The organism is Serratia sp. CY82433, from assembly GCF_052166535.1.
In the GTDB taxonomy this organism is placed as follows: domain Bacteria; phylum Pseudomonadota; class Gammaproteobacteria; order Enterobacterales; family Enterobacteriaceae; genus Serratia; species Serratia sarumanii.
The window spans coordinates 130868-154830 of the sequence record NZ_JBJNOR010000007.1 but is presented as its reverse complement, the minus strand read 5'-3'; the positions used below and the strand labels follow the sequence as shown (position 1 = coordinate 154830).

Sequence of the window (23963 nt, the reverse complement as noted above, 5' to 3'; positions counted from 1 at the left end):
CGGCGAAAAAATAAATACAGCCGCGACGGCGAGCCGGTTATCCCGACGTGAAACCTTCACTCATCGCGCGCTGACCTCCACCAAGCAACTCATGGCGTTCGGCCCCTGCGTCAGCGGCGAGGTGCCGATATCCAGCGTCAGCACGTTCGGGTTGCCCGCCTGCTCGACCGGCCGGCGCTGCGCGTCGTAACCCGGCTCGAACCAGGCGCCGGTCGCCATCAGCACCACGCCGCGCGTCACGCCGTCGGTGAGGGAGGCCCCCGCCAAACAGCTGCCGCGCGCATTGCTGACCAGCACTTCGGCACCGTCCGCCACGCCGCGCTGCGCCGCGTCCTCCGGATGCATATACAGGGTTTCGCGCCCGGCGGTCTTATTGCCCTGCGCCAGCGGCGCCGGATCCATCTGGCTGTGCAGACGATCGCTCGGTTGAATGGAGATCAGATGCAGCGGCCAGGTTTTGGCCTGCGGCGCCCCCAGCCACTCGACCGGCGGCCGCCACTGCGGATGCGGAGCGAAATCCTCGTAGCGATAACCGGCGATCCGCTCGCTGAACAGTTCGATCTTGCCGCTGGGCGTCTGAAGCGGGTTAGCCTGCGGATCGGCGCGGAACGCGTCAAAAAATACGAACTCCTTGGCCGGCGCGGGCAGTTCGACATAGCCCCGGCGCCAAAAATCCTCAAACTCGGGCCAGGCGACGCCGGCGCGCCGCTGTGCTGCGCCGCATTGCCGATAGATATCTTCGATCCAGGCCCGCTCGCCGCGGTTTTCGGTAAAGCGCTCGCGATAGCCCAGGCGCTCCGCCAGATCGGCGAAGATATCGAAATCGTTGCGCGCCTGATGCTGCGGCGCAATCGCCTGATGCATCGCCAGCACGTAGCGATCGCGCGAGGAGCCGCCGATGTCGTTGCGCTCCAGCGAACTGGTGACCGGCAACACGATATCCGCCATTTTGGCCGCCGCCGTCCACCAGATATCTTGTACGATCACCGTATCCGGCTTCTGCCAGCCTTCCACCAGCCGGTTCAGCTGCTGATGGTGATGGAACGGGTTGCCGCCGGCCCAGTGCACCAGGTGGATATCCGGGTACTGCCGCGTCTCGCCGCAAAATTGATAGGTTTCGCCGGGGTGCAGCAGCATGTCGCAGATGCGCGCCACCGGGATCGCCAGCCCGGCCGGGTTTTCCCCTACCGGCATGGTCGGCGCGGGGGTGTCCACGCGCGGGTTGCCGACGCCGTTCATCGAGCCGTGGCCGAACGAGAAGCCGCCGCCCGGCAGGCCCACCTGGCCCAACATCGACGACAGCGCGATCATCATCCAATAGGGTTGCTCGCCGCGGTGCGCGCGCTGTACGGAGTAGGAACAGGTGATAAAACTGCGCACGCCGATCAGCTGCCGCGCCAGCAGGGCGATGCGCGCCGCCGGAATGCCGGTAATGGCGCTGGCCCAGGCCGGCGTTTTCGCCACGCCGTCGCTCACGCCGTTCAGGTAATCCGCCAACTGTTGATAGCCCACGCAGTGGCTGCGCAGGAAGGCTTCGTCCTGCGCGCCCAGCCGCTGAATTTCGTAAGCCAGCGCCAGCATCAGCGCCACGTCGGTATTCGGCCGGATCGGGATCCACTCCGCGTTGACGAACCCGGGGCAGTCGTCGCGCATCGGGCTGATGTTGACAACCGGCGTGCCCTTGTGCGCCAGCTTTTGCAGCCAGGGTTTGAGCGCATGCTCCGCCGCACCGCCGGAAGAGACCTGGGCATTTTTCAGCGCCAGCCCGCCAAACGCCACAAACAGCTCGCAATGCTCCACCACGCTTGGCCAACTGGTGACGCGCCCGGTCAACGGCGAGAAAGTGCCGATCACATACGGCAGGAAAAACTGCGCCGCGCCCCAGCTGTAGTTGCCCTGCTGATCGACCCCGCCGCCGCCGCTGAAATAGAACCGTCGCACCAGCGAGCGCGCATGATGCAAGCGCCCGGCCGACGACCAGCCATAAGAGCCGGTAAACAGCCCGGAGGCGCCGTAGCGATCGCGCACCCGGCGATTCTCCTGCGCCACCAAATCGAGCGCCAGTTCCCAGTCCACTTCGACGAAATCTTCCCTGCCGCGCAGCGTGCGGTCGCTGCCCTCGCGCTTTTGCAGCCACGAGCGGCGCACCGCCGGCTTGCGGATACGTTTGTCAGAGTAAACCATCGGTACGATGGAATCGAGCAACGGCGAAGGGTCGGGATCGTCGGCGAAGGGTTCACAGCGGATAAGCCGGCCGTCTTCAACCACGGCGGTATAGGCGCCCCAATGGGCGAGCTGCGGATAGCGTTTAATGGACATGGCGTTCTCGGCGCAAATCGGAATGCACAGACGTTACCTCAGCCCGTCGCCAGTGCCAACGTACAAATTGCGCTATCGTTCGGCGGCCGACGGTTATGCGCGCAGCCGCGAAAAGATTCTGCAACGGCCGCCACAAGTTGCGCACAACACCGCTTGCAGCCCCGGTTTTTTTCCGCAAAACTGGGGGATGTAAGCGATTACCCAGGATGTGTTGACTGATATGGCTACGATAAAGGATGTTGCCAGGCTGGCGGGTGTTTCCGTGGCCACGGTATCCCGCGTGATAAACAATTCCCCCAAGGCCAGCGAAGGGTCGCGCACCGCAGTGCTGGCCGCCATGGAACAGCTGCAGTATCACCCCAATGCCAACGCACGGGCGCTGGCGCAGCAGTCCACCGAAACGCTGGGCCTGATCGTCTCCGACGTTTCCGACCCCTTCTTCGGGGCGATGGTCAAAGCGGTCGAGCAGGTGGCCTACGCCACCCACAATTTTCTGCTGATTGGCAACGGTTACCACGACGCCGAAAAAGAGCGTCAGGCGATTGAACAGCTGGTGCGACATCGCTGCGAGGCGCTGGTGGTGCACGCCAAAAGTCTGAGCGATCGGGAACTTGGCGGCTGGATGCAGCAGACCCCGGGCATGGTGCTGATCAACCGCACGCTGCCGGGTTTTGAAACGCGCTGCGTGGCGCTCGACGATCGCTACGGCGCCTGGCTGGCGACCCGTCATCTGATCCAGCAAGGGCATCAGCGCATCGCCATCATCTGCTCCACCCACCAGATTTCCGACGCCACCGATCGCCTGCAAGGCTATCTCGACGCGCTGCAGGAGCACGGCATTGCGGTGGATGAAAAGCTGATCGCCTACGGCGAACCGGACGAGATCGGCGGCGAACAGGCGATGACCGAATTGCTCGGCCGCGGCCGCTCTTTCTCCGCCGTTACCTGCTACAACGATCCGATGGCCGCCGGCGCGCTTTCGGTGCTGAGCGACAACAGCGTCGACGTACCGGGGCAAATTTCGCTGATCGGTTTCGACGACGTACTGATTTCGCGCTACCTGCGGCCGCGCCTGACCACCGTTCGCTACCCGATCGTGGCGATGGCGACCCAGGCGGCGGAACTGGCCCTGGCCTTGGCCAATCGTCAACCGCTGCCGGAAATCACCAACATGTTCAGCCCGACGCTGGTGCGCCGCCACTCGGTCGCCACCCTCAACAACGCGCACGAACAGCCGTAATCATGCCGCCGCATGGGTGAGCCATCACCCGTGCGTTCATATTGCGCAGCCCGCCGCATTTCCCGCTTTTGGATTTTTTCCGCTCCCAGCGTTCGTGCATATTGTTGGCACAATAACCTTTACACTATATAGCATAAACGCTATATTCGGAGCGCGTCATGTGGCAAGTGGTGACCGTCGAACGGTTCGACGACTGGTTTTTAGCGCTGAACAACGCCCAGCAAACAAGTATCCTGGCGGCGATCTACAAATTGCAGACGTTCGGCCCGCAGTTGACGCGGCCGCATGCCGATACGCTGTATTTTTCCGACGCGGTCCGGCAGTTGAAGGAGCTGCGCGTTCAACACCGCGGGCGCCCTTTCAGGGTGTTTTTCGCCTTTGACCCACAGCGGCAAGCGGTATTGCTGTGCGGTGGCGATAAAACCGGCGACAAACGCTTTTACCAGCGCATGTTGCCCATCGCCGCCATGGAGTTTTCACATTATCTGGCAACCCGGAGGTAGTGCAGATGGCCAAACCTTTATCCCAACTGATCGATAAACTCGATCCCGCCGTCGTTGCCGCCGCCAGGCAAAAAGCGGACCAGGAAATTTTCGAGCTGCGGCTGGCGATGCTGAGGGAAGAGCTGGCGGTCTCTCAGGTTGAATTGGCGAAGCGGCTCGGCATCAGCCAACCCTCCGTCGCCAATTTGGAAAAGCGCGGCAGCGAAATAAAGCTGTCATCGCTCAAACGCTATATCGAGGCCATGGGCGGCACGCTGTCGCTGGATGTGCAATTGCCCAATGGCCAACACCGCCGCATGACGTTGTGAAGCGAGCGCAAGGCGCCCGCCCGCTTATCAGATAAGCTCCAGCGCGATCAGCTCTTCGATGGTCTGGCGGCGGCGGATCAGCCGCGGTTCGCCGTTTTCGAACAGCACTTCGGGCAACAGCGGGCGACTGTTGTAGTTGGAGGACATCGATGCGCCGTAGGCGCCGGTGTCGTGGAACACCAGATAATCGCCGATCTGCACCGGCGGCAGTTCGCGGGTTTCCACGCCGCCGCCCGCCTGCTGGGTGAACACGTCGCCGGATTCGCACAGCGGCCCGGCAATTACCGTCTCGCACAGCGCTTGCCGCGAGGTGTCGCGCCCATCGGCCGGCAACAGCGAAATATGGTGATAGCTGCCGTACATTGCCGGGCGCATCAGATCGTTAAAACCGGCGTCCACCAGCACGAAGTGGCGGCTGCCCATGTCTTTTACCGCCCGCACCTCGGCCACCAAGACGCCCGCTTCCGCCATCAGGAAACGCCCCGGTTCGATCTCCAGCTGCACCGGATGCCCCAGATGCGCAGCGATGCGTTCACGCGCCCGGTTCCACAACCCGAAATAGTGTTCGGTATCGATCGCCTCTTCGCCGTACTGGTACGGGATAGACAGGCCACCGCCGGCGGAAATGGCGCTGATATCATGACCGAGATCGATCACCTGCTGCACCATCGCATCGCAGACACGCTCCAGATGCTGGTAATCGACGCCGGAACCGATGTGCATATGCACGCCGATCAGTCTCAGGCCGTAGCGGCGAATTTTCTCCACCGCCTGCGGCAGATCGGCATACCAGATACCGTGCTTGCTGTTCTCGCCGCCGGTGTTGGTTTTCTGGCTGTGGCCGTGGCCAAAACCCGGGTTAATGCGCAGCCACACCGGGTGCCCTGCGGAAACCTGGCCGAGCTGCTCCAGCATGTCGATGGAACCGGCGTTGACCGGGATCTTCAATTCGCTGACGCGCGCCAGCGTGGCATGATCCAACACGTCCGCGGTAAACACGATTTCGCTCGGTTCGCCGCCCGGCTGAAAACCGGCCTGCAGCGCCCGCTCGATCTCGCCCAGCGACACCGAATCCACCTTCACGCCCTGCTCGCGCATCAAGCGCAAAATATGAATGTTCGAACAGGCCTTCTGTGCGAAACGGATAGTGTCGAAGTGGCGCAGCTGAGCGATGCGCTGGCTGATGATGTCCGCATCATAGGCCCAAACCGGGCAGCCGAAACGCTGCGGCAAGGCCAACAGGTTAGCGGCGTTCAACGCAGTGGAGGTGTCGTGCAACGGGCGTGGCATGGCGATATTCCCAATTCAAAAATGACGGCAGATAACGCCATAGTGCCGCACGCTGAATCGGGTGGAAAATATCTATTTAGCCGTAGTCTATTCATTTATGATATGGCTTTCCCCTTAATCGAGCGCCCTCGCCATGCACAGCATCTCTTTGCGGCAGATCGAAATCTTTCGGGCGGTGATGACCACCGGCAACCTGACCGAGGCGGCGGCCCTGCTGCAGACCTCGCAACCGACCGTCAGCCGCGAGCTGGCGCGCTTTGAGAAGCTGATCCGGCTGCAGCTGTTCGACCGGGTGCGCGGTCGCTTGTCCCCCACGATGCAGGGCCTACGGTTGTTCGAAGAGGTGCAGCGCTCCTATTACGGCCTCGATCGCATCGTCAACGCCGCCGCCGGCATCCGCCAGTTTCAGCAGGCGCAGCTGTCGATCGTGTGCCTGCCGGTATTTTCCCAATCGCTGCTGCCGGCGGTGTGCCGGCCCTTTATCGAACGTTACCCGGAAGTCAGCTTCAGCGTTATCCCGCAAGAGTCGCCGCTGCTGGAAGAGTGGTTGTCGGCCCAGCGCCACGATCTCGGGCTGACGGAAACCACCCTGACGCCGGCGGGCACCGAGCGAGTGACGCTGATGACGTTGAACGAAGTGTGCGTGCTGCCGACGGGCCACCCGCTGCTGCTGAAAGATCGGCTGACGCCGCAGGACTTCGCCGGGCAGAACTTTATCAGCCTGTCGAGCACCGACAGCTATCGCCACCTGCTGGATGCTTTATTCGGCGAACAGGGCGTCGAGCGCCGCATGGTGATGGAAACGCACAGCGCGGCATCGGTATGCGCCATGGTGAGGGCCGGCGTGGGGGTGTCGATCGTCAACCCGCTGACGGCGCTCGACTATGCCGGCAACGGCGTGCACGTGCGGCCGTTCAGCATCGACGTGCCATTCACCGTCAGCCTTATTCGGCCGCTACACCGCCCCTCGTCGGCGCTGGTGACGGCCTTTATCGACCACCTTCATCAGCAGGCCGCCACCTTTGTCGCCCGGCTGGCCGCCGCCGTCAGGCGCTGAAAGCGGCGTGGGAATATTGCCGAAGCATCAGCGCAGCGTCGCCTGCCACTGCGGATCGGTGGCGAACCACTCCACCAAAAAGTCCAGCATGGTGCGCAAGGTGGCGGGCATCTGGCGGCGTGAGGTATAGATGCCGTAGATGCCCATCGACTGCGGCCGGTAATCCGGCAACAGTTCGACCAGTTCGCCGCTGGCCAGCAGCGGCGCCGCCGAATAATAGGGCTGCATGGAAATGCCCGCCCCCTGCACCGTGCCGGCCATCAGCACCACCGACTCGTTGGCACTCAGGTTGCCGCTGACCGCCACCGCCGATTTCACGCCCTGAGCATCGAAGTGCCACAGGCTTTTGCCGAAATAGGAGTAGGTCAGGCAGTTGTGCAACGCCAGATCCTGCGGTTGACGCGGGGTGCCGTGCGCCGCCAGATATGCCGGCGCGGCGCACACCACCGATGCGCAGGTGGACAGCGGGCGGGCGATCAGGTTGGGATCCAGCTCGTTGGTGATGCGCAGCGCCAGATCGATGCGCTCTTCCACCAGGTTCACCGCCCGGTTGTTCATCTGCAGATCGACCGCCACCTGCGGGTGGCGCTTCAGATACTGAGCGACCGCCCCCACCAGCGCCGTTTGCCCGAGCGATTGCGAACAGGTGATGCGCAGCAGGCCGCGCAACTCGTCGCTCTGCCCTTCCTCCACCAGGTCGATCTCCCCCGCCAGCGCCAGCATTTGCCGGCAGCGTTCCAGAGTGCGCTCCCCGGCGTCGGTCAGACTAAGCTTACGGGTAGTGCGGTGCAGTAAACGCGCCCCGGCCCATTGCTCCATCTGCGCCAGGTAGCGCGTCACCATCGCGCGCGACATCTCCAGCGTTTCCGCGGCGGCGATCATGCTGCCGCGATCGACGATGGTGACAAAAACCTCAGCGGCGGTAATGCGATCCATAATTAGTCCGATTTATGCAACGAATAATTGCTTATTATCCGGTTTTTCTATCGCTTTATGCAACCTAACATCATTACAACATTAACCGATACCTAAGGACCTCTGCCCATGTTTAAGAAATCACTGTTAACTCTGGCCTTCACCGGCGTCGCCACCCTCAGCACCTACGCCACCGCGGCCGATACCCTGACCATGGAAGTGTATAACCCGGGCGAGAAAAGCGTGTTCCCGGTGTCTTCCGAAATCATCAGCGGCAAACACGAAGTGGCGCTGATCGACGCTCAGTTCCAACGCAACGACGCTGAAGAGCTGGTGAAAAAGATCAAGGCGACCGGCAAGAAACTGACCACCGTTTACATCAGCCACTCAGACCCGGATTTCTATTTCGGTCTGGACGTGATTAAAGCGGCCTTCCCGGAGGCGAAAATCATCGCTTCGCCAGGCACCATCAAGGACATCAACGCCACCAAAGACGGTAAAGTCGCCTATTGGGGCCCGATCCTGAAAGACAACGCGCCGAAAACCGTGATCGTGCCGCAGCCGCTGCAGGGCGACAGCTTCACCATCGACGGCCAGAAAGTGGAAGTGAAAGGCCTGAACGGCCCGACCCCCGATCGCACCTTCGTGTGGATCCCGGCGCTGAAGGCGGTCGTTGGCGGTGTCGCGGTCGCCGGTGACAATATCCACCCGTGGATCGCCGACAACCAGAGCGTGGAATCGCGCCAGCACTGGCAGCAGACGCTGAAAAACATCGAAGCGCTGAAGCCGCAGGTCGTGGTGCCGGGCCACTTCCTGCCGGGCGCAGCGCAAACGCTGGCATCGGTGCACTTTACCCAGAAATACCTGACCACGCTGGAAGCCGAGCTGCCGAAGGCCAAGGATTCCGCCGCGCTGATTGAGGCGATGAAAAAGCACTACCCGACGCTGAAAGACGAGTCGAGCCTGGAACTGAGCGCGAAAGTGCTGAAAGGCGAGATGAAGTGGCCGCAATAAGCGCCCGTGCGTGATTGAACCAGCCCTGGCGCCGCGGTGAGCTGCCGCGCGCCAGGCGAGGAGTAAAGATGACCGAAACCACTCTGCATTACATTTTCGATCCGCTGTGCGGCTGGTGCTACGGCGCCGCACCGCTGGTGAAAGCGGCTCAGAGCCTCCCTGGGCTGAAGATCGTGCCGCATGCCGGCGGCATGATGACCGGCAACAACCGCCGTCAGATTACCGACGAATGGCGCAACTACGTCATTCCGCACGACAAACGCATCGCCGAGATGACGGGCCAGCCTTTTGGCGAAGCCTATTTCAACGGCCTGCTGCGCGACACCACGGCAGTGATGGATTCCGAGCCGCCGATCACCGCTATCCTGGCGGCGGAAAAGCTGGCGGGGCGCGGGCTGGACATGCTGCACCGCATTCAGCAGGCGCACTATCAAGAAGGCCGGCGCATCGCCGATACGCCGGTGCTGGAAGCGTTGGCGAAAGAGCTGGGGTTGCCTTCGGCGGCGTTTATCGCCGAAATGCGTTTCAACACCGGCGCGCCAACCGCGCAGCACATCGCGGAAAGCCGGGCGCTACTGGCCAAAGTGCAAGGCCAGGGCTTCCCGACCTTTGCGCTGCAGGACAGCGAAGGCCGTCTGCATCTGCTGCCGGCCGGCAACTATCTGGGTAACGTGGAAGCCTGGAAAAACCTGCTGGGCGCCGCCGCGCTGGCGTAACCTACCTTTCCCGCCCCGGCTGCCGGGGCGGGTCATTCGACCCGCACGAACCGCCCTTCCGCGCGCACGTTGTGACCGAACCCGCAATCCCCCCGCGTGTGCATCTCCAGCGCTTGCTCGCCAAATTCCAGCGTGACGTCGCAGACCTGCGCGCTTTCCGAGTCATGCTGATGGTAGACCGCTTTGCCGTGCTCGATTGGCAGCTCGGCGGTGAAGTCACCCATGTTCGGCCCGTAATACAGCCCCATCTGCGGCATGGCGTAGCCGGAAAAATCGATCAGCCAGCGCTCGCCCTGCGGCTTCACCGCCACTTCGCTCCACACGCCGCGCCCGGCGTATTGCCAATACACGCCGCCCGGCCCCTGCGGCTGCGGCCGCTGCGCCAGGCGTTGGCGCAACAGGCTCATGTTGTGCTGCGATTTGTCATCGTGCGGCGCCAACGCCAGGTAGGCCTGTGCCTTGAGCAATTCCCCGGCGCGCATCAGCGACAGCGCCACGTTGTTGTAGGCCGTGGCGATGGCCTGCTCGCTCAGGCCGCAAAACTCGCTCCAGGCCGCCTGATCGCGAAAGATGTCGGCAGCTTTGGCGTAATCCTGCCGCTGATAGGCCTTTTTTCCCAGTTCGGCGTAGCTCGCCACCTTTTGGCAGTCGGCGGCGATGTCCGGCTCGTCAATGTGCGCCCAGGCCCGGGCACCGGCGAAGACGCCGCAGGTCAGCAACAGGGGAAACCAAGCCTTCATCGTTTATCCTTTCTGCAAAAATTCGGCGCCAGTATAACCGCCCGGCGGTGGAGTGTATGCCGCAATTGCGCCCGTCGGCGTGCCGCTGTCGATTCAGCCGCCTTATTTCAAACGGTTAGCGGAGTTAAAACTGCTTACAGTCGCGGTTTGTTTGTTACCGCCCCGCAGCCCATGCTGAACGAAATACCGCAATTATCGAGCCGTTATGAACGCAACCCCCTTGCAGAAACACGCCGTGTGGCAGCTGATCAAACCCTTTTGGGTGTCGGAGGAGCGATGGCGCGCCTGGATGATGCTGATCGCCATCGTCGTCCTGTCGCTCGGTCTGGTCTATATCAGCGTGCAGATCAACCAGTGGAATCAGGTGTTCTACGATGCGCTGCAGAACAAGAACTACCCGGTATTCAAGGCGCAGCTGTGGCGCTTTACCTATCTGGCGCTGATCTTCATCGTGCTGGCGGTCTACAAGATCTACCTGACTCAGGGGCTGCAGATGCGCTGGCGGCGCTGGATGACGGAAAAGTTCATGGAAAAATGGCTGGCGCACCAGGCGTATTACCACGCCGAGCAGCAGCAGATCGTCGATAACCCCGATCAGCGTATCGCCGAAGATCTCAACGTCTTGACCCAATATACCCTGTCGCTGTCGCTCGGGCTGCTCTCCAGCCTGGTGACGCTGTTTTCCTTTATCGACATCCTATGGCACGTCAGCGGACCGATGACCTTCGCGCTCGGCCAGCATGCCATCACCTTGCCCGGTTATATGGTGTGGTTCGCGCTACTGTATGCGGTGCTGGGATCGCTGCTGATCTGGTGGGTCGGCAAACCTCTGGTCATGCTGGGCTTCAACCAGGAACGGTATGAGGCAAACTTCCGTTTCGGCCTGATCCGCATCCGCGAAAACAACGACGCCATCGCGCTGTACCACGGCGAACCGCGCGAGGCGCAGCAGCTGGGCGACCGTTTTGACACTATTCGCAGCAACTGGTGGGCGATTATGCGCATCACCCGGCGGCTGAACATCGCCACCAACTTCTACGGCCAGTTCGCCATCGTGTTTCCCCTGCTGGTGGCGGCGCCGCGCTACTTCTCCGGCGCCATTCAGATGGGCGGCCTGATGCAGATCGCCTCGGCCTTCGGCCAGGTACAGGGTGCGCTGTCATGGTTTATCGACGCATTTAACGATTTGGCGACCTGGAAAGCCTGCGTCAACCGTCTGGCCGGCTTCAACGCCGCCGTCGATCAGGTGCATCATCAGCCGCGCGGCATTCAGCTGCGGGAAGAGACCGCCCATCCGTTGACGCTGGATAACCTCAGCCTGAACTTGCCCGACGGCCAGCCGCTGCTGGCCGGCGCCGAGCTGACGCTGCAACGCGGCGATCGCCTGCTGATCGTCGGCCCTTCCGGCTGCGGCAAGTCGACGCTGCTGCGGGCCATCGCCGGTATCTGGCCTTACGGCGCGGGCGCCATCGGGGTAGCGGCCAATGCCAACACGTTGTTCCTGCCGCAGCGCAGCTACATTCCGATCGGCACGCTGCGCGAAGCGTTGAGCTACCCGAGCCTGGCGTCGGAATACAGCGATCCGCAGCTGATGCGGGTGCTGGAAAACTGCCGCCTGAAACACCTGCAGCGCTGGCTGAATACCTCCGCCAACTGGAGCCACCGCCTGTCGCCGGGCGAGCAACAGCGGCTGGCGTTCGCTCGCGCCCTGTTGATTCGCCCGAACATCCTGTTCCTCGACGAAGCCACCAGCGCGCTGGACGACGAAACCGAACAGTTGATGTACTGCCTGCTGGTGGATGAACTGCCGGACGTGACGCTGATCAGCGTGGCGCACCGCAACAGCGTGGCGAAGTACCACCAGACCTGCTGGCGCTTCAGCCGCAGCGAAGATCAAGCGGCGCGCCTGGCGCTGAGCCCGCTGCCGGCATAACCCGCAGAGCCGGGCGCGGCGGCGCCCGGCGTTCGTTCAGATGCCGTCGGCCGGCACGTCTTCACATTTCACCCGGCGGCGCTCATGCCACAGGCTGGTCAGGCCGCGTTTGCCGCACGCCAGCGCCACCTCGCGAAACTCATCCAGGCTCAACCCGTCGCGCTCCAGCATCATTTCCGCCGCCAGCTGCATGTTGACGCCGGTCAGCACTTCGCAATCGCCCTGCGCATCCGCCAGTTCGCAGGCGCTGCGAAACGGCGAGCCGCCGAGCATGTCGGTGAGAAACACCACGCCGTCCGGCTGCGCCACCGCCGCCAGCGCCGAGCGCAAGGCGTCGTTGAGCTGCGCGGTGCTCATCTGTTCAGGGAAATCGACCGCCGCGCAGTGCGGCTGCGGCCCCACCACCTGCTCCACCGCCTGCAACAGCCCGGTGGCGAAGCCGCCGTGGCCGGTAATCACAATGCCTGGCATAGCCCACTCCTCACAAAATGCCGATAAATTTGCCCGCCACGCCGATCGCTACGGTGACGCCAATCAGCTTCACCGGCGAGAAACCGCGCTTCATCAGGAAGAAAATGAGCAGCGTGAAGCACAGCGGCAACAAGTTGGGCATCAACTTGTCCAGCACGTCTGTCTGCAGCGCCACCCTGGCTTTGCCGGCATGCATCACCAACGGCGTGGACAGATGCACATACGAGGCCACCAGTGCGCCGATCACCGTCATGCCGACGATCGACGCGGCGTGAGAAATGCGCCGGGTGTGGGTCTTCAACAGCGCCAGCGCGCTGGTGCCGGCCTGATAGCCGTAGTGCGCCAGCCCGAAGCGTAGGCCGAAGTGGAACAGGTTGAACAGCAGCAGGAAGACGATCGGCCCGAACAGGCTGCCCTCCAATGCCAGCGAAGCGCCTATCCCGGCGCAGATCGGCAGCAGCGTCAGCCAAAACAGCGCGTCGCCGATGCCGCCGAGCGGCCCCATCAGCGCCACTTTCACCGCGCGAATGGTGGAGATCTTCTCCTTGTTCTGCTCCATCGCCAGCACCAGGCCGGACAGGAAGGTGACGTCGAACGGGTGCACGTTGATAAATTCCATGTGCATCTTCATCGAGTTGGCCAGATCCTGCGGGTTGCGGTGGATCTTGCGCAGTCCGGGGATCAGCTGGTACAGCCAGCCGCCGGCCTGCATACGTTCATAGTTGAACGACGCCTGCAGCAGCAGCGAACGCCAGGCCATACGATTGATGTCGCCGCGCGTCAGCGCGTCGGCGGGCTGGCTGTCCAGATAGTCGTCCTGCTCCACCTGGCTGGTGGCCAGCGCCTGCGCCATGCGTTGCTCGGCCTTTTGCGCCAGCAGATCGTCGGAATCGTTAAATGCCATCTTCGGCATCCTCCTGCGGAGCGGGCCGGGCCGTCGCCTCTGCCGCGCCGCGTTGCGTGTTGAAGAAGTCGATCAGGGCGATCGCCAGGGCACCCAGCGCCACCGCCAGGATCGGCAGCTTGAGGAACGTGACCGAGATAAAGCCGAGGATAAAATAGGCCACGTAGGTTTTTTTCATCATCACCTTCATCAGCAGCGAGAAGCCGATCGCCGGCATCATGCCGCCCGCCACCGCCAGCCCGTCCAGCAGCCAACCCGGCGCCTTCTGCACCATGGCGCTGGCCGCATCGGCGCCGAAGTAAATCGGCAGGAACGCCACCACGAAATAGAAGATGAACAGGATGCCGATGCCGAGATAGTTCACCCGTTCGACGCCGCGCCAGTTCAGCTCTTTCACCATGCGATCGCAGCGGTGCATCATCGGCGAGAACAGCGTAAACAGCAGCGTGATGCAGCCCTGCACCGCAATCGAGAATGGCACCGCCACGCCGATCGCCACTTTAGGGTCGGCCTTGGTCAGAATGGCGAACGCGGTGCCGATCACCCCGCCGATCACCACGTTCGGCGGTTGGGCGCCCGCCAGCGGCACCATCCCCATCCACACCAGCTCCAGCGTGCCGCCCACCAGCAAGCCGGTGTAGACATCGCCCAAAATCAGCCCCACCAGCGGCCCCATCACCACCGGCCGATGGAAGTGGGTCAGGCCGTCGAACAGGTCCACCCCCGCCAGCCCGGCCAACAACGCAATCAATAACGCATCCGTCAACATGCTTTCCCCCTGGCTCAAAAGAGCAATTTGCCGATCGCCTCGCCCGCCTCATCCGGCACCCGGCGCACTTCGCACTCCACGCCCAGCGCCGCTAACGCGCGAAACGCGGCCACGTCGCCGTCGTCCAGCGACACCGTTTTGTGCACCTGCCGCTTCCCCTCGGCGAAGTGCATGTTGCCGACGTTGACGAAACGGATCGGCACCCCACCGCGCACCAGCGTCAACACATCCTGCGGCGTTTTGCACACCAGAAAAATCTTCTGCCGATCCGCCGCCTTGTGGATCACGTCGATGGTTTTCTGCAGCGTGAAGTAGCGGGTCTGCACCCCTTCCGCCACCACCATGTCCATCAGGTTCTGCTGCACCGGATCGGCGGCGGCCTCGTCGTTGGCCACCACCACCAGGTTGGCGCCGAGGGTGTTGGTCCAGGTCACGCCCACCTGGCCGTGCACCAGGCGATTGTCGATGCGGGTCATTAAAATGTTCGGCATGTCAGCGGCCCTCCGGGTAGCAGGCGGCGTGGTAATCGTCGAGCACCTGCGTCACTTTATGCAGCACCCACTCTTGCGGATCGGCGCTCAATTCGCCGGCGTTCAGCGCCCGCGCCTGATCCGGCAGGTACTGGCTGAGCAGCGCCAGCGGCGCCGGGCTGCGGCGCAGGTTGTCCAGCAGCCCGTCGACCGCCTGCTGCACCTGCGGCTGCGGCCAGTAGTAACGCACTCGATCGCTCAGGCTGTAGTGGCGATCGAGGTACTGTTGGTGCGGCGTGCCGTGGTAATAGCGGCTCCACTGCTGCGGCTGCTCGCGCATCACCTGCTCCAGCGTGGCGCACAGCTGCGCCGACTGGCGCTCCCCCAGCCATTCACGCTCGATGCGATCGAGGGCGAACAGCGCTTCGCGCAGCGCGAAGGTCAGCGCCGGCCCCACCTTCAGGATGGCGAAGTGATCGCGCACCAGTTGGCGGTAGGCCTGCGGCGGCTGATAGTCCGTGGAGTGCGCTTCATAGATCATGCCCGGCTGGCGTTCGATGAAATGGCTCAAGGCGTCGGCGCGCTGCGGCTGATAGCGTTCGACGCGGTGGTGATCGAACTCGACGCCCGGCTGCACCACCAGCGCGATGGCTCTCTGCCAGGCATCGTTCAGCTCGGCCTGTTGCCAGGCGATACGGTGCGTTTCCAGCGTTTGCGCCACCGCCTGCGGCGTGGTGACCTGCAGGCTCGCCAGCGCCTCCTGCGCGCCGCCCGGCACCGGCACTTCGGTGCCAATCACATAGACCGGCGCTTCGCCGCCGCTCTGCATCCAGGCCCGCTCCGCCACCGCGCACAAGCGCGCCGCACGCTCGGCGACCATGGCATCCCCCAGGGGCGAGGGATCGCCGGCGCACGACATGGAACAATCGAGGTGAATCTTGCGAAATCCGGCGCGAACGTAATCGTCGATCAAGGTTTCCGCCAGCGCCATCGCCTCCTGAGCCGGGCGATCTTGCCAGGCGTTGGGCCCCAGGTGATCGCCGCCCAGCCACACGCGATCGCGCGCCAGGCCAACCTCATCCGCCAGATGCCACAGCGCATCGCGGAACTGGGCCGCCGTTTGGCCGGTATAGCCGCCGAACTGATTGACCTGGTTGGACGTCGCCTCCACCAATACCGGCGTGCCGCGCGCTTTGGCCTGCCGCAGCGCGGCCTTCAGAACCCAGGGATGGGCGGAACAGACGGAAAAGATCCCGACCGGCATACCGGCCTTGTGCTGCTCGACAAGCTGTAACAACTGCTGCATGAAGCCCCCATGCAGGCGCCCTGCTACCGATCGGCGATGATGACCTCCACGCCCAGCTCGGTTAACGCCCGCTCGTAATCGTCCGGAAGACGGCTGTCGGTGATCAGCCGATGGATTTGTCCGGCTTCGCGAATCATGCAAAAGCTCTTGCGACCGAATTTGCTGGCATCCGCCACCGCGATAATCTCGCGCGCCACCTCGCACATCACGCGATTGAGGTGCGCCTCACCGGGGTGAGGCGTGGTAATGCCGGCGCTCAGATCGAACCCGTCGACGCCCAAAAACAGCTTGTCGAAGCGGTACTGACGCAATTGCTGCTCGGCGGCCGGACCGTAGAGCGAGTAAGAGTTGCGGCGCACGCTGCCCCCCAGCACCATGACCTCCACCCCGTCGTTTCCCGAAAGCTCGTAGGCAATGTTCAGCGCATTGGTCATCACCACCAGATCGCGCCGCCCCTTCAGGAACGGCACGATCTGCGTGGTGGTGGAGCCGGAATCGAGGATCAGCGCATCGCCGTCGCGCACATAGCCGGCCGCCGCGTTGGCGATCAGCGTTTTGACGTCGCGATTCAACCGCCCCTTGTCCCGCAGCGGCCGATCGAAAGCGAATTGCTGATTGAGCATCGCGCCGCCGTAAGCGCGCAGCGCACACCCTTTTCGTTCCAGAAAGCGCAGATCGTTGCGGATCGTCACCGTGGATACCGCAAACTGTTTGCTGAGCTGCTCCACGCGCACGCTGCCGTGCTCGCATAACAGATCGATAATGTGTTCACGTCGCTTTGCGGTATTCACTGGCATGAGCTGCGGTCCTCAGGTTTCCGGCATCGCCGGGGAGAAGATGGCTTTCGCTCTACTGCGCAGGCATTACAGCAAAGCGAAAGCAATGAAATTGTGATCGGGCTTACAGCCCGGTTTTAGCAAAAAAACCGTCAAAAAACCTTTCGAATCGAAACGGATCGAAAAGCCAAAAAGCGGAAGGGAGAAAAAGTGAAATGCCAGGATGGGCGAGAAGCCCGGAGCGCCGAGGTGCGGGCTGCGAGGAAAGCGAAAGCGGCGCCTGGCGCGCCCCGCGCCCTGACTTTTAGTTCACTCAGTGACCAGGATCACATAATGGCAATTATCCTGCGGCCGGTGGGGGTTAACCGCCGCCATCCCGCCGGGTCATACCCTTGTCAGCGCGCGCCATCTTCCCTACACTTGCGATCGGATACCGTCGATTTGTCGGTACGTAAGCGTTAACGTCAATCAACGCATCATGCCATGCAGCACTGATTGACTGCATGCCCTGGTGCGAGGAACCCATGCCGCAACCCGCTTCACCCCCAGCGTCCACCGCGACCCCGCGTCGCCGATTACACCGCCCCGTTCTGCTGATCGTCGGCATTATGCTGATCGCGGCCAACCTGCGCGCCGCCCTGACCAGCGTCGGCCCGCTGCTGGAACAGATCCAGCAGCAGCTGGCGTTGTCCGCCACCGCCGCCGGCCTGATCAACTCGCTGCCGCTGATCCTGTTCGCCATCCTCTCGCCATTGACTCCGGCGCTGGCGAAACGCATCGGCATCGAGCGCACCCTGGGTCTCGCCCTCGCGCTGCTGGTCTGCGGCATCGCGCTGCGTTCCCTGCCGCAAGACGCCATGCTATGGCCGGGCAGCATCCTGATCGGCGCCGCCATCGCCTTCGCCAACGTAGTGCTGCCGACGCTGGTGAAAAGAGATTTCCCGCATCGCGCCGCCGCGATGATCGCCGCCTATGCGGCGGTGATGTCGCTGGTTGCCGCCATCGCCTCCGGCCTGGCGGTGCCGCTGGCTGCCCTGGCCGACCTCGGCTGGCGCTTCTCCTTACTGTGCTGGGGGTTGCCCGCGTTGCTGGCGCTGCTGGTGTGGCTGCCGCAGCTGCGACGCTCAGCCACTCCCGCCGCCAAAGCGCCGCAGCCGACGGAGCCACAGCGCTATCGCTCTCCCTGGGGCAGCGCGCTGGGTTGGCAAGTGGCGATGTTCATGGGGCTGCAATCGATCGCCTTCTACACCATCATCGGCTGGTTCAGCGCCTTTGCCGCCAGCTACGGCACCTCAGCTCAGCAGGCAGGTTTCGAGCTGTTCGTTTACCAGGTGGTGGCCATCGTCGCCAACTTTGTCATGGTGGTGATTTTGCCGCGCGCACACGATCAACGGGCGATAGCGTTGGGCAGCTCACTGCTGATCTTTATCGGCGTCGGGGGATTGTTGGTGCAACCCGCCAGTTCACTGGTGTGGCTGACGTTTGCCGGATTGGGGGCGGGGAGTTCGCTGGTGCTGGCGCTGTCGTTCTTTGGATTGCGCAGCCAGCATCATCATCAGGCGACGCTGCTGTCGGGTATGGCGCAATCCGTCGGTTATCTGTTGGCGGCGCTGGGGCCCACCCTATTCGGCCTGCTGCACGATCTGACGGCAGGTTGGCGTTTGCCGTTGATCGCCCTGCTGTGCCTGACCGTCTTGCAAATGCTGTTCGGCGCGCTGGCCGGCCGCCGCCGCGTGATCAGCTAACGCGGCTGCGCGATGGGGGCCGCGGCGGCTCAGAGTCGGTATCCTGCCATAAGTCTTCAATAAAGGCGCGCTGCTCATCGCTCAGCACCCATGACGGCGGAATTTTGGACTGTGCGCGACGCTCAGCGCCCTCACGGTTTTTAGCCTGCTTCTTGTTCACGAATCGCCTTCCTGCTTAACCTGCTAACTCAGTAACCAGTAAATCACGGCGGCGGTTAACAGCCAGAACAGCCCGCTACCGATAAATACACACAGCCATGCTCTACGTTTGATATCTGATCCATCCTTGCTCACCACAGCGCCCTCAACCAATAGATTAAACCATTCAAACCGTGATTATTGATCTATTTTAACGATCAATAAAGTGGCTTTTTCCTATGGAAATTTAAAAAACAGCTGCCAGCCATAGGCCTGCATCACCGCCTCAGTAAGAACGACACCGTGGATATCACTGTTATCGGCAGGCGATAACTTGTATTGATAGGCGAACGAAGGTGCAGTGTGCCATACCTTGGAAGGTCGAAATTAAACCACTGGTAAATAATTCAACTATCAATTATTTGACTGCCCGTAAGCCAAATCGGCAACAGGCAGCGCTGGAGACGGGGGAGAAAATGAAGCGATGTACTGGGATCATGCGGAGAGAACACCGGCCCGTTTTGGTCTCGCTCGGGCCGGCGTGAGTTAACCGATTCTGCTGACGGAATCCCGGCTGGCGTGTTCACGCTCGCTGCCGGTCAGCTCACGTAAATGGCCTGAGCGCATCTCAAGCAACCGATCGGCGTGTTCGAAATAGTGATCGTCATGGCTGATGGCAAACACCGTTTTGCCCATCGCGCGCAGCTCCGGCAATAGTTCACGATAGAAAGTGCGCCGAAATTGCGGATCCTGATCCGCGGCCCATTCATCCAACAGCAAGATATCGCGCTGTTCCGCCACCGCCAGCAGCAAAGCCAGACGTTTGCGTTGCCCCTGCGACAGTTGCGGATTGGTCACCCTGGTGCCGTCAAACTGCAGTTTGCTTTTCATATTCAACCGCTCGAGCCAGATGGCGACCAGATCCGCATCGGGTTCGCCGCCTTCCGGCCCTTGCAAGCGATCGAACTGATGAAAATCGGTGAAAATCGCCGAAAACAGCCGCCGGTAGTCCGGCATATCCGCTGCGCTCTGTGCGACGCCATCCAGAACGATATGGCCGCTCACCGGCCGGTACAACCCGGTCAACAACATCGCCAGCGTTGACTTGCCGCTGCCGTTGCCGCCGATCAGAAAGACCAGCTCACCACGCCGCAGCGTCAGATTGAGCGGCCCGACGGCAAAACCGGGCTGCTGTTCCGTATCTGCATAGTGAAAAACCACGTCGCGCAGCTCCAGCGTCTGCCAGGAGCGACCAACGGCGGCAGGAAACGCCGGTTGATACTCGGCCAGGCGCAGCGTCTTCAGCTTGTTAAAGGCCACTTCGGCGCTGACCAGCGTCGGAAACGCTCCGACCGCTTGCAGTAATGGCGTGCGCAAAAACAGCAGCGTCAGTGAATAGGTGGCGGCCACCGCCGAGTCCGCCCATCCCAGACTGTTGGCCATAAAGAACACCAGCCCAATCGCGCCCAACATCATGATGTTTGACCAGTTGAGCGCGCTCAAATGGAAGGTATCGGCGCGAATGATGTGGTGGCGATAAGCTTGCGCATCGGGCTGATAGGCCTGTTCGTACAGCGCCTGCGCCCGCTTGCGGTTCAACGTCAGTTCCTTGCGGCCGTCAATCACCGACTCATAACGATGATAGAGACGTTCTTCCGACTCACGCAAACTGGCCATATGACGATAAACCCGTGATACCAGGCAGCCGCTGCCCACGACGGTCACCGCCACCCAGACTGCCGTGACCGCCAGCATTTTCGGCGATAGCCACCCCAGATAGGCCGCTGCCCCCAGGGTTAAAATCACCCCTTGTACCAGTTCAGGCAGGCGCACGAAGGCAACGGTGATATTGCGGATATCGCTGGACAGGCTGGCCAACAATGAGGCGCTGCCCAATTGTTCGAGGCGTTCAATATCGGTATCCAAAATGCGCTTCACTAACTGCCCACGCAGGCGATAGACGAAGTAATGGCCCAATGTCGTCAGCGCCAATTGCGAACCCAAGGTGACCGCTATCAACAATGCCAACAGGGCGAGAAACACCGGCAGCACGGCCAAGGCATCGCCGCCGGCGTCCATCAGGTATTGATTGATAAAAGCAATGATACCGATACCTAAGCCGGCGCTGGCCATGGTCAACGCCATGACAGCCAGAAATGGCCAACGATACTGGTGATAAACCACCCGTAGCAGTTCCATGAAAAAACCTCTGAAGTCGCGATCTGGCAGGCATTGTAAGCGGCGTGAGAATGAGATCAAGACGAATTCTCAACACAGTTTATCAAGCACCGTTCTGAGAGAGGCGGTATCCCCGTGGTCATCTGACGGGGGCAAAATTCCCATACGGCTCTTACAGGACGCTCAATATTCGCTGATTAAATAGCTTCCCGAAATAAATTAAATAAACATATATGAATCAAAAAGCCATTCACTTGAAAAATAAAACAATAAAAACCCATGCATTCACAAATGAAATTATTTATTTTCTTTGCCGCCTATTATGTTCCAATGCTTTAATAAAACATCATAATAGAAATCGCCAACATCTAAGACGCAGGAAGGGAAAATGAAAAAAAGGAAATTTCTTAGTCAGGTTGAAATTGAGCAATTGATTGCCGCTGTGAATGAAGGAAAAAATAGCATTCGAGATCGTTGTTTACTATTAATGTGCTTTATTCACGGCTTGCGGGTTAGCGAACTGCGTGCATTGCGCCTTCAGGATATTGACCTTACCTCCAATAGGATCCATATATCCCGGTTAAAAAACGGGTTTTCCGTTCAGCACCCCATTCAACCGCGAGAACGGCAGGCGCTGTTAAACTGGCTGGCCCAACGGGCGAACTATCCTGACGCTGAAGCGCCATGGCTATTCCTGTCGCGCCACGGCGGGCAGATATCACGTCAGCAGCTCTATCGGTTGATGAGAATGTATGGCGAGATGGCCGGCATTAGCGTTCAGGTCCATCCTCACATGTTGCGACATTCCTGCGGTTACGCCCTTGCGGATAAAGGGATCGATACGCGTTTGATTCAGGATTATTTAGGGCACAAAAACATCCAGAATACGGTGATTTACACCGCGACCAACGTAGAGCGATTCCGCACGATCAACATTTAACCTCACGACGAGAATAATTACGCAGCCCCGTCCTCCGTTAAACAACACATCGAGTGCTATGCAATATTCAGATGGGAGAGGCAGCCCGGCACGTCATCAACGGCCTACTCAGCAATATTTTAACGCCGAGCTGCTTTTCATGCATCGGCGCCAGGGATAGGCCACGCTGGGTAAGCTTTTAACGGCAAGCCTGCCGATAAATCATAGCCCATACCGTTTCATTAAAGGTTAGGTGCCCTTTGACCATTTCCCCCCCAATTGCCGCGTAATATTGGCGTGCAGAGAAAACAGTTCGCTGTCATTCTTCACCTGCAGTTTACGCATGGCGCTGCATTTATGCGCGCTGATCGTCTTGATGCTGCGCCGTTGCAACTCGGCGATTTGCCGCAGGCTCATTCCGTTGAACAAAAAGGCCAAGACGTCGCTCTCACAGCGGGTCAACTTTCGCGTTGCCGCCTCCTCTCCGCTAACGGAAGGCGCCAGAAAAGCGCCTATCTGCGGGCTCAACACGCGTTCCCCAAGCAGCACGCGATTAAAAAACTCCGCCACCAGCGGCAAAGCGTCATCTCTGGCTACAATGCTGATATTGGGCTGGTTCAACAGACGCCCCACCTCTTCTGCATTCTGGCAACGGGTATAGACGATCACCCGCAATTCGGGCAACTGCGTGCACAAGGCAAGCAACGTTTCCCTGCCCTGAGCGACCGTTTCATCTTCACCATCCATCTCGCTAATCAGCACGTCAGCCTGCTGATAGACCACGCTATCCGCCACCGCGCGGACGCTGGTTTCCTTTACGACGACTTTTGCCTGGGTTGGCAGCGTTTTTAAAAAACTCGCCAGCCCCTCCAGCGTTAATGGGCATCTGTCCATTAATGCTATGTTCAGCGGCTGCTGACGCCATGAATGCATAATCTGCTCCTATGCTTGCTTACCCCAGAGGCATCGCACGCTTGCCTAGCGAACAAAAGACGAACCTTGCGCAGCCATCCATTTCCCCTGAAGATACAATTCCCCATCGCTGTGAAATCCCAACTTCAACATCGCATTGCGTTTATGCGTGCTGACGGTGCGAATATCACGGCACATCGTTAACGCCACGCTGGTCACGCTTTTACCGGAAAACAACTGGGTCAGCACATCCAGTTCCTTCGCCGTCAAAGGCTTGTCGGCTGTCGCCTCATGCAATTGACGCTGACGCACCCGATGGCTGAAACTGCTGCAGCCCGCCAAGACCTGTTGGACGCAATGAGTCAACGCAATGGCCGGCTCTTGCTTCAACATCAGGCCGCGGATGCCGGATGCGATCAGTTGCCGCAGCAGCCTGGGTTCATCCAATGCCGTACAAATAATTATCGCGGTGTCCGGCGAGCTTTCACGCACATCGGCAATCAGCCTGAAGCCGTCCAATACCAATTCTGATTTGCCGCACAAATCCATCACCAGTAAACGATGCGTGTGCTGAGTGAATAAGGCTCTCAGCGCCACCAGGTTCGTCACCTGTCGAACGTTGTCGGGCTGTAGACCGCAGGACTCAATCAATCGGTTTCTCATCCCCAACGCCGTGAGGGGGCAAGGTTCCATGATAGCCACGGCCCCCGTCGCCGCATTGCCGGCCGCCAAGGTTGTTCCATAGGGATAATTAATATTCATATCATCACCTTAAATCTGTCGTTAACCTTCCATCTAGGGCAGCCCTTTGTCTACTGATAGACGAAAGTGACCTGCAGAGCCCCTTCTATCGAACCGGGCGTTGAACCGCCATTGACGCTGAATGCCCGCGCCCGCAAATTGAATTTGGCTTCATTCGTCGCCCGATTAACTAACTGGGCCATACTCTTGCCATTGCCCAGGTTTGCCCCTTGGCTATTTTGCAATTCAATTTGTACTCGGCGAGAACTGCCGGTGCTTTTGTACAAGCTGGCACCTTCATCCGCAGCCGTTCCGCTGAAGGTTGCGACGACCGACGTGGTGGTGCTTGGGCAGTTTTTTAGCGTCAAAGGGAACTCCACCCACGGGCTAAAGGCACCGGAGGTCGCCAGTACGGCGGCAGAAATATCGTCCCCCAGATTGACCGAAACCGTGCCGTTCGCGCCGTCGATTTCACAGGGTGCCGCTTTGATGTTGCCGGTAATCACTATTTTTGATACGGCATGCGCCGACGGCATCGCCAGGATAAACAGGCCCGCCAGCGCCAATTTGCAGCCAATACCGCTAAAAACCTTCCCCAT

The 23963-nt window shown here is 60.8% G+C and carries 24 protein-coding genes; 9 read left to right on the top strand and 15 right to left on the bottom strand.

The genetic code is table 11. From position 1 onward, the window contains the following. Window positions 1–60: 60 nt before the first annotated feature. Window positions 61–2319, bottom strand: a complete 2259-nt coding sequence (locus tag ACJ8PI_RS22890; protein ID WP_039567358.1) for a molybdopterin guanine dinucleotide-containing S/N-oxide reductase — start codon at window positions 2317–2319, stop codon at window positions 61–63. A 220-nt stretch (window positions 2320–2539) separates the two neighbouring features. Between ACJ8PI_RS22890 and galR the strand changes: the two genes are divergently transcribed. The 3 genes from galR to ACJ8PI_RS22875 all read left to right on the top strand — a co-directional run bounded on the left by galR (window position 2540) and on the right by ACJ8PI_RS22875 (window position 4370). Beyond that, on the top strand, window positions 2540–3559 hold the full coding sequence (galR, locus tag ACJ8PI_RS22885; RefSeq protein WP_164134717.1) for an HTH-type transcriptional regulator GalR: 1020 nt from the start codon (window positions 2540–2542) through the stop codon (window positions 3557–3559). Window positions 3560–3717: 158 nt separating this feature from the next. Continuing rightward, complete coding sequence (locus tag ACJ8PI_RS22880) at window positions 3718–4062, top strand: type II toxin-antitoxin system RelE/ParE family toxin (protein ID WP_041036518.1); 345 nt, start codon at window positions 3718–3720, stop codon at window positions 4060–4062. Window positions 4063–4067: 5 nt separating this feature from the next. Beyond that, on the top strand, window positions 4068–4370 hold the full coding sequence (locus tag ACJ8PI_RS22875) for a helix-turn-helix domain-containing protein (RefSeq protein WP_004931828.1): 303 nt from the start codon (window positions 4068–4070) through the stop codon (window positions 4368–4370). 27 nt (window positions 4371–4397) lie between these two features. Here ACJ8PI_RS22875 and lysA read toward each other — a convergent pair whose 3' ends face one another. Continuing rightward, a complete protein-coding gene (gene lysA / locus ACJ8PI_RS22870; protein WP_049232248.1) occupies window positions 4398–5660 on the bottom strand; it encodes a diaminopimelate decarboxylase in 1263 nt (420 codons plus the stop codon). Between the two features lie 133 nt (window positions 5661–5793). Between lysA and ACJ8PI_RS22865 the strand changes: the two genes are divergently transcribed. Beyond that, window positions 5794–6717: a LysR family transcriptional regulator gene (locus ACJ8PI_RS22865; protein WP_049194767.1), complete on the top strand. Its 924-nt coding sequence runs from the start codon at window positions 5794–5796 to the stop codon at window positions 6715–6717. A 27-nt stretch (window positions 6718–6744) separates the two neighbouring features. Here ACJ8PI_RS22865 and ACJ8PI_RS22860 read toward each other — a convergent pair whose 3' ends face one another. Next, window positions 6745–7653, bottom strand: a complete 909-nt coding sequence (locus ACJ8PI_RS22860) for a LysR family transcriptional regulator (protein WP_015378928.1) — start codon at window positions 7651–7653, stop codon at window positions 6745–6747. 108 nt (window positions 7654–7761) lie between these two features. Here ACJ8PI_RS22860 and ACJ8PI_RS22855 point away from each other — a divergent pair, with 108 nt between their 5' ends. Together ACJ8PI_RS22855 and ACJ8PI_RS22850 are read left to right on the top strand one after the other, a co-directional pair. After that, complete coding sequence (locus ACJ8PI_RS22855) at window positions 7762–8646, top strand: MBL fold metallo-hydrolase (RefSeq protein WP_041036524.1); 885 nt, start codon at window positions 7762–7764, stop codon at window positions 8644–8646. Between the two features lie 68 nt (window positions 8647–8714). Beyond that, complete coding sequence (locus ACJ8PI_RS22850) at window positions 8715–9362, top strand: DsbA family protein (RefSeq protein ID WP_039567349.1); 648 nt, start codon at window positions 8715–8717, stop codon at window positions 9360–9362. A 32-nt stretch (window positions 9363–9394) separates the two neighbouring features. Here the strand turns inward: ACJ8PI_RS22850 and ACJ8PI_RS22845 are convergent, their stop codons facing one another. Next, entirely contained in the window at window positions 9395–10102 is a 708-nt protein-coding gene (locus ACJ8PI_RS22845) for a hypothetical protein (RefSeq protein WP_033635780.1), read from the bottom strand. A 205-nt stretch (window positions 10103–10307) separates the two neighbouring features. On the opposite strand from ACJ8PI_RS22845, the gene ACJ8PI_RS22840 reads away from it, so the two are divergent. Then, window positions 10308–12035: an ABC transporter ATP-binding protein/permease gene (locus ACJ8PI_RS22840; protein ID WP_164134716.1), complete on the top strand. Its 1728-nt coding sequence runs from the start codon at window positions 10308–10310 to the stop codon at window positions 12033–12035. A 36-nt stretch (window positions 12036–12071) separates the two neighbouring features. On the opposite strand, the gene agaF is transcribed toward ACJ8PI_RS22840, so the two are convergent. Genes agaF through agaR form a run of 6 tightly spaced genes read right to left on the bottom strand, consistent with a single transcriptional unit; the run spans window position 12072 to window position 16752 of the window. After that, window positions 12072–12506, bottom strand: a complete 435-nt coding sequence (agaF, locus tag ACJ8PI_RS22835) for a PTS galactosamine/N-acetylgalactosamine transporter subunit IIA (RefSeq protein ID WP_033649491.1) — start codon at window positions 12504–12506, stop codon at window positions 12072–12074. A gap of 10 nt (window positions 12507–12516) precedes the next feature. After that, complete coding sequence (locus ACJ8PI_RS22830) at window positions 12517–13410, bottom strand: PTS system mannose/fructose/sorbose family transporter subunit IID (protein ID WP_033635783.1); 894 nt, start codon at window positions 13408–13410, stop codon at window positions 12517–12519. Further along, window positions 13400–14179 (bottom strand): PTS N-acetylgalactosamine transporter subunit IIC, encoded by a 780-nt coding sequence (gene agaW, locus ACJ8PI_RS22825; protein WP_033635784.1) that lies wholly within the window; start codon window positions 14177–14179, stop codon window positions 13400–13402. The genes ACJ8PI_RS22830 and agaW overlap by 11 nt, the downstream gene beginning before the upstream one ends. 14 nt (window positions 14180–14193) lie before the next feature. Beyond that, window positions 14194–14670 (bottom strand): PTS N-acetylgalactosamine transporter subunit IIB, encoded by a 477-nt coding sequence (gene agaV, locus ACJ8PI_RS22820; protein ID WP_019455696.1) that lies wholly within the window; start codon window positions 14668–14670, stop codon window positions 14194–14196. Window position 14671: 1 nt separating this feature from the next. Next, complete coding sequence (locus tag ACJ8PI_RS22815; protein WP_049212611.1) at window positions 14672–15955, bottom strand: D-tagatose-bisphosphate aldolase, class II, non-catalytic subunit; 1284 nt, start codon at window positions 15953–15955, stop codon at window positions 14672–14674. A 23-nt stretch (window positions 15956–15978) separates the two neighbouring features. Next, window positions 15979–16752, bottom strand: coding sequence for a transcriptional repressor AgaR (agaR, locus tag ACJ8PI_RS22810; protein ID WP_033649488.1), 774 nt, complete (start codon window positions 16750–16752; stop codon window positions 15979–15981). A 503-nt stretch (window positions 16753–17255) separates the two neighbouring features. Here agaR and ACJ8PI_RS22805 point away from each other — a divergent pair. Next, entirely contained in the window at window positions 17256–18476 is a 1221-nt protein-coding gene (locus tag ACJ8PI_RS22805) for a CynX/NimT family MFS transporter (protein WP_049194773.1), read from the top strand. Between the two features lie 183 nt (window positions 18477–18659). Here the strand turns inward: ACJ8PI_RS22805 and ACJ8PI_RS22800 are convergent, their stop codons facing one another. Together ACJ8PI_RS22800 and ACJ8PI_RS22795 are read right to left on the bottom strand one after the other, a co-directional pair. After that, entirely contained in the window at window positions 18660–18773 is a 114-nt protein-coding gene (locus tag ACJ8PI_RS22800) for a YmiA family putative membrane protein (RefSeq protein ID WP_049232362.1), read from the bottom strand. A 387-nt stretch (window positions 18774–19160) separates the two neighbouring features. Next, on the bottom strand, window positions 19161–20813 hold the full coding sequence (locus ACJ8PI_RS22795; protein ID WP_033654093.1) for a multidrug ABC transporter permease/ATP-binding protein: 1653 nt from the start codon (window positions 20811–20813) through the stop codon (window positions 19161–19163). 367 nt (window positions 20814–21180) lie between these two features. On the opposite strand from ACJ8PI_RS22795, the gene ACJ8PI_RS22790 reads away from it, so the two are divergent. Beyond that, window positions 21181–21732 (top strand): tyrosine-type DNA invertase, encoded by a 552-nt coding sequence (locus ACJ8PI_RS22790; RefSeq protein WP_033649485.1) that lies wholly within the window; start codon window positions 21181–21183, stop codon window positions 21730–21732. A 228-nt stretch (window positions 21733–21960) separates the two neighbouring features. Here ACJ8PI_RS22790 and ACJ8PI_RS22785 read toward each other — a convergent pair whose 3' ends face one another. The 3 genes from ACJ8PI_RS22785 to ACJ8PI_RS22775 are packed head-to-tail and all read right to left on the bottom strand — an operon-like array spanning window position 21961 to window position 23963. After that, on the bottom strand, window positions 21961–22644 hold the full coding sequence (locus ACJ8PI_RS22785; RefSeq protein ID WP_060431448.1) for a response regulator transcription factor: 684 nt from the start codon (window positions 22642–22644) through the stop codon (window positions 21961–21963). 45 nt (window positions 22645–22689) lie between these two features. Continuing rightward, a complete protein-coding gene (locus ACJ8PI_RS22780; protein WP_033649483.1) occupies window positions 22690–23385 on the bottom strand; it encodes a response regulator transcription factor in 696 nt (231 codons plus the stop codon). 50 nt (window positions 23386–23435) lie between these two features. Then, a complete protein-coding gene (locus ACJ8PI_RS22775) occupies window positions 23436–23963 on the bottom strand; it encodes a fimbrial protein (protein WP_103774440.1) in 528 nt (175 codons plus the stop codon).

What these genes read in the sequence shown, in the direction of transcription:
- ACJ8PI_RS22890 (WP_039567358.1), bottom strand. Translation starts at nt 2,319, where the DNA reads ATGTCCATTAAACGCTATCCGCAGCTCGCCCATTGGGGCGCCTATACC.
- galR (WP_164134717.1), top strand. Translation starts at nt 2,540, where the DNA reads ATGGCTACGATAAAGGATGTTGCCAGGCTGGCGGGTGTTTCCGTGGCC.
- ACJ8PI_RS22880 (WP_041036518.1), top strand. Translation starts at nt 3,718, where the DNA reads ATGTGGCAAGTGGTGACCGTCGAACGGTTCGACGACTGGTTTTTAGCG.
- ACJ8PI_RS22875 (WP_004931828.1), top strand. Translation starts at nt 4,068, where the DNA reads ATGGCCAAACCTTTATCCCAACTGATCGATAAACTCGATCCCGCCGTC.
- lysA (WP_049232248.1), bottom strand. Translation starts at nt 5,660, where the DNA reads ATGCCACGCCCGTTGCACGACACCTCCACTGCGTTGAACGCCGCTAAC.
- ACJ8PI_RS22865 (WP_049194767.1), top strand. Translation starts at nt 5,794, where the DNA reads ATGCACAGCATCTCTTTGCGGCAGATCGAAATCTTTCGGGCGGTGATG.
- ACJ8PI_RS22860 (WP_015378928.1), bottom strand. Translation starts at nt 7,653, where the DNA reads ATGGATCGCATTACCGCCGCTGAGGTTTTTGTCACCATCGTCGATCGC.
- ACJ8PI_RS22855 (WP_041036524.1), top strand. Translation starts at nt 7,762, where the DNA reads ATGTTTAAGAAATCACTGTTAACTCTGGCCTTCACCGGCGTCGCCACC.
- ACJ8PI_RS22850 (WP_039567349.1), top strand. Translation starts at nt 8,715, where the DNA reads ATGACCGAAACCACTCTGCATTACATTTTCGATCCGCTGTGCGGCTGG.
- ACJ8PI_RS22845 (WP_033635780.1), bottom strand. Translation starts at nt 10,102, where the DNA reads ATGAAGGCTTGGTTTCCCCTGTTGCTGACCTGCGGCGTCTTCGCCGGT.
- ACJ8PI_RS22840 (WP_164134716.1), top strand. Translation starts at nt 10,308, where the DNA reads ATGAACGCAACCCCCTTGCAGAAACACGCCGTGTGGCAGCTGATCAAA.
- agaF (WP_033649491.1), bottom strand. Translation starts at nt 12,506, where the DNA reads ATGCCAGGCATTGTGATTACCGGCCACGGCGGCTTCGCCACCGGGCTG.
- ACJ8PI_RS22830 (WP_033635783.1), bottom strand. Translation starts at nt 13,410, where the DNA reads ATGGCATTTAACGATTCCGACGATCTGCTGGCGCAAAAGGCCGAGCAA.
- agaW (WP_033635784.1), bottom strand. Translation starts at nt 14,179, where the DNA reads ATGTTGACGGATGCGTTATTGATTGCGTTGTTGGCCGGGCTGGCGGGG.
- agaV (WP_019455696.1), bottom strand. Translation starts at nt 14,670, where the DNA reads ATGCCGAACATTTTAATGACCCGCATCGACAATCGCCTGGTGCACGGC.
- ACJ8PI_RS22815 (WP_049212611.1), bottom strand. Translation starts at nt 15,955, where the DNA reads ATGCAGCAGTTGTTACAGCTTGTCGAGCAGCACAAGGCCGGTATGCCG.
- agaR (WP_033649488.1), bottom strand. Translation starts at nt 16,752, where the DNA reads ATGCCAGTGAATACCGCAAAGCGACGTGAACACATTATCGATCTGTTA.
- ACJ8PI_RS22805 (WP_049194773.1), top strand. Translation starts at nt 17,256, where the DNA reads ATGCCGCAACCCGCTTCACCCCCAGCGTCCACCGCGACCCCGCGTCGC.
- ACJ8PI_RS22795 (WP_033654093.1), bottom strand. Translation starts at nt 20,813, where the DNA reads ATGGAACTGCTACGGGTGGTTTATCACCAGTATCGTTGGCCATTTCTG.
- ACJ8PI_RS22790 (WP_033649485.1), top strand. Translation starts at nt 21,181, where the DNA reads ATGAAAAAAAGGAAATTTCTTAGTCAGGTTGAAATTGAGCAATTGATT.
- ACJ8PI_RS22785 (WP_060431448.1), bottom strand. Translation starts at nt 22,644, where the DNA reads ATGCATTCATGGCGTCAGCAGCCGCTGAACATAGCATTAATGGACAGA.
- ACJ8PI_RS22780 (WP_033649483.1), bottom strand. Translation starts at nt 23,385, where the DNA reads ATGAATATTAATTATCCCTATGGAACAACCTTGGCGGCCGGCAATGCG.
- ACJ8PI_RS22775 (WP_103774440.1), bottom strand. Translation starts at nt 23,963, where the DNA reads ATGGGGAAGGTTTTTAGCGGTATTGGCTGCAAATTGGCGCTGGCGGGC.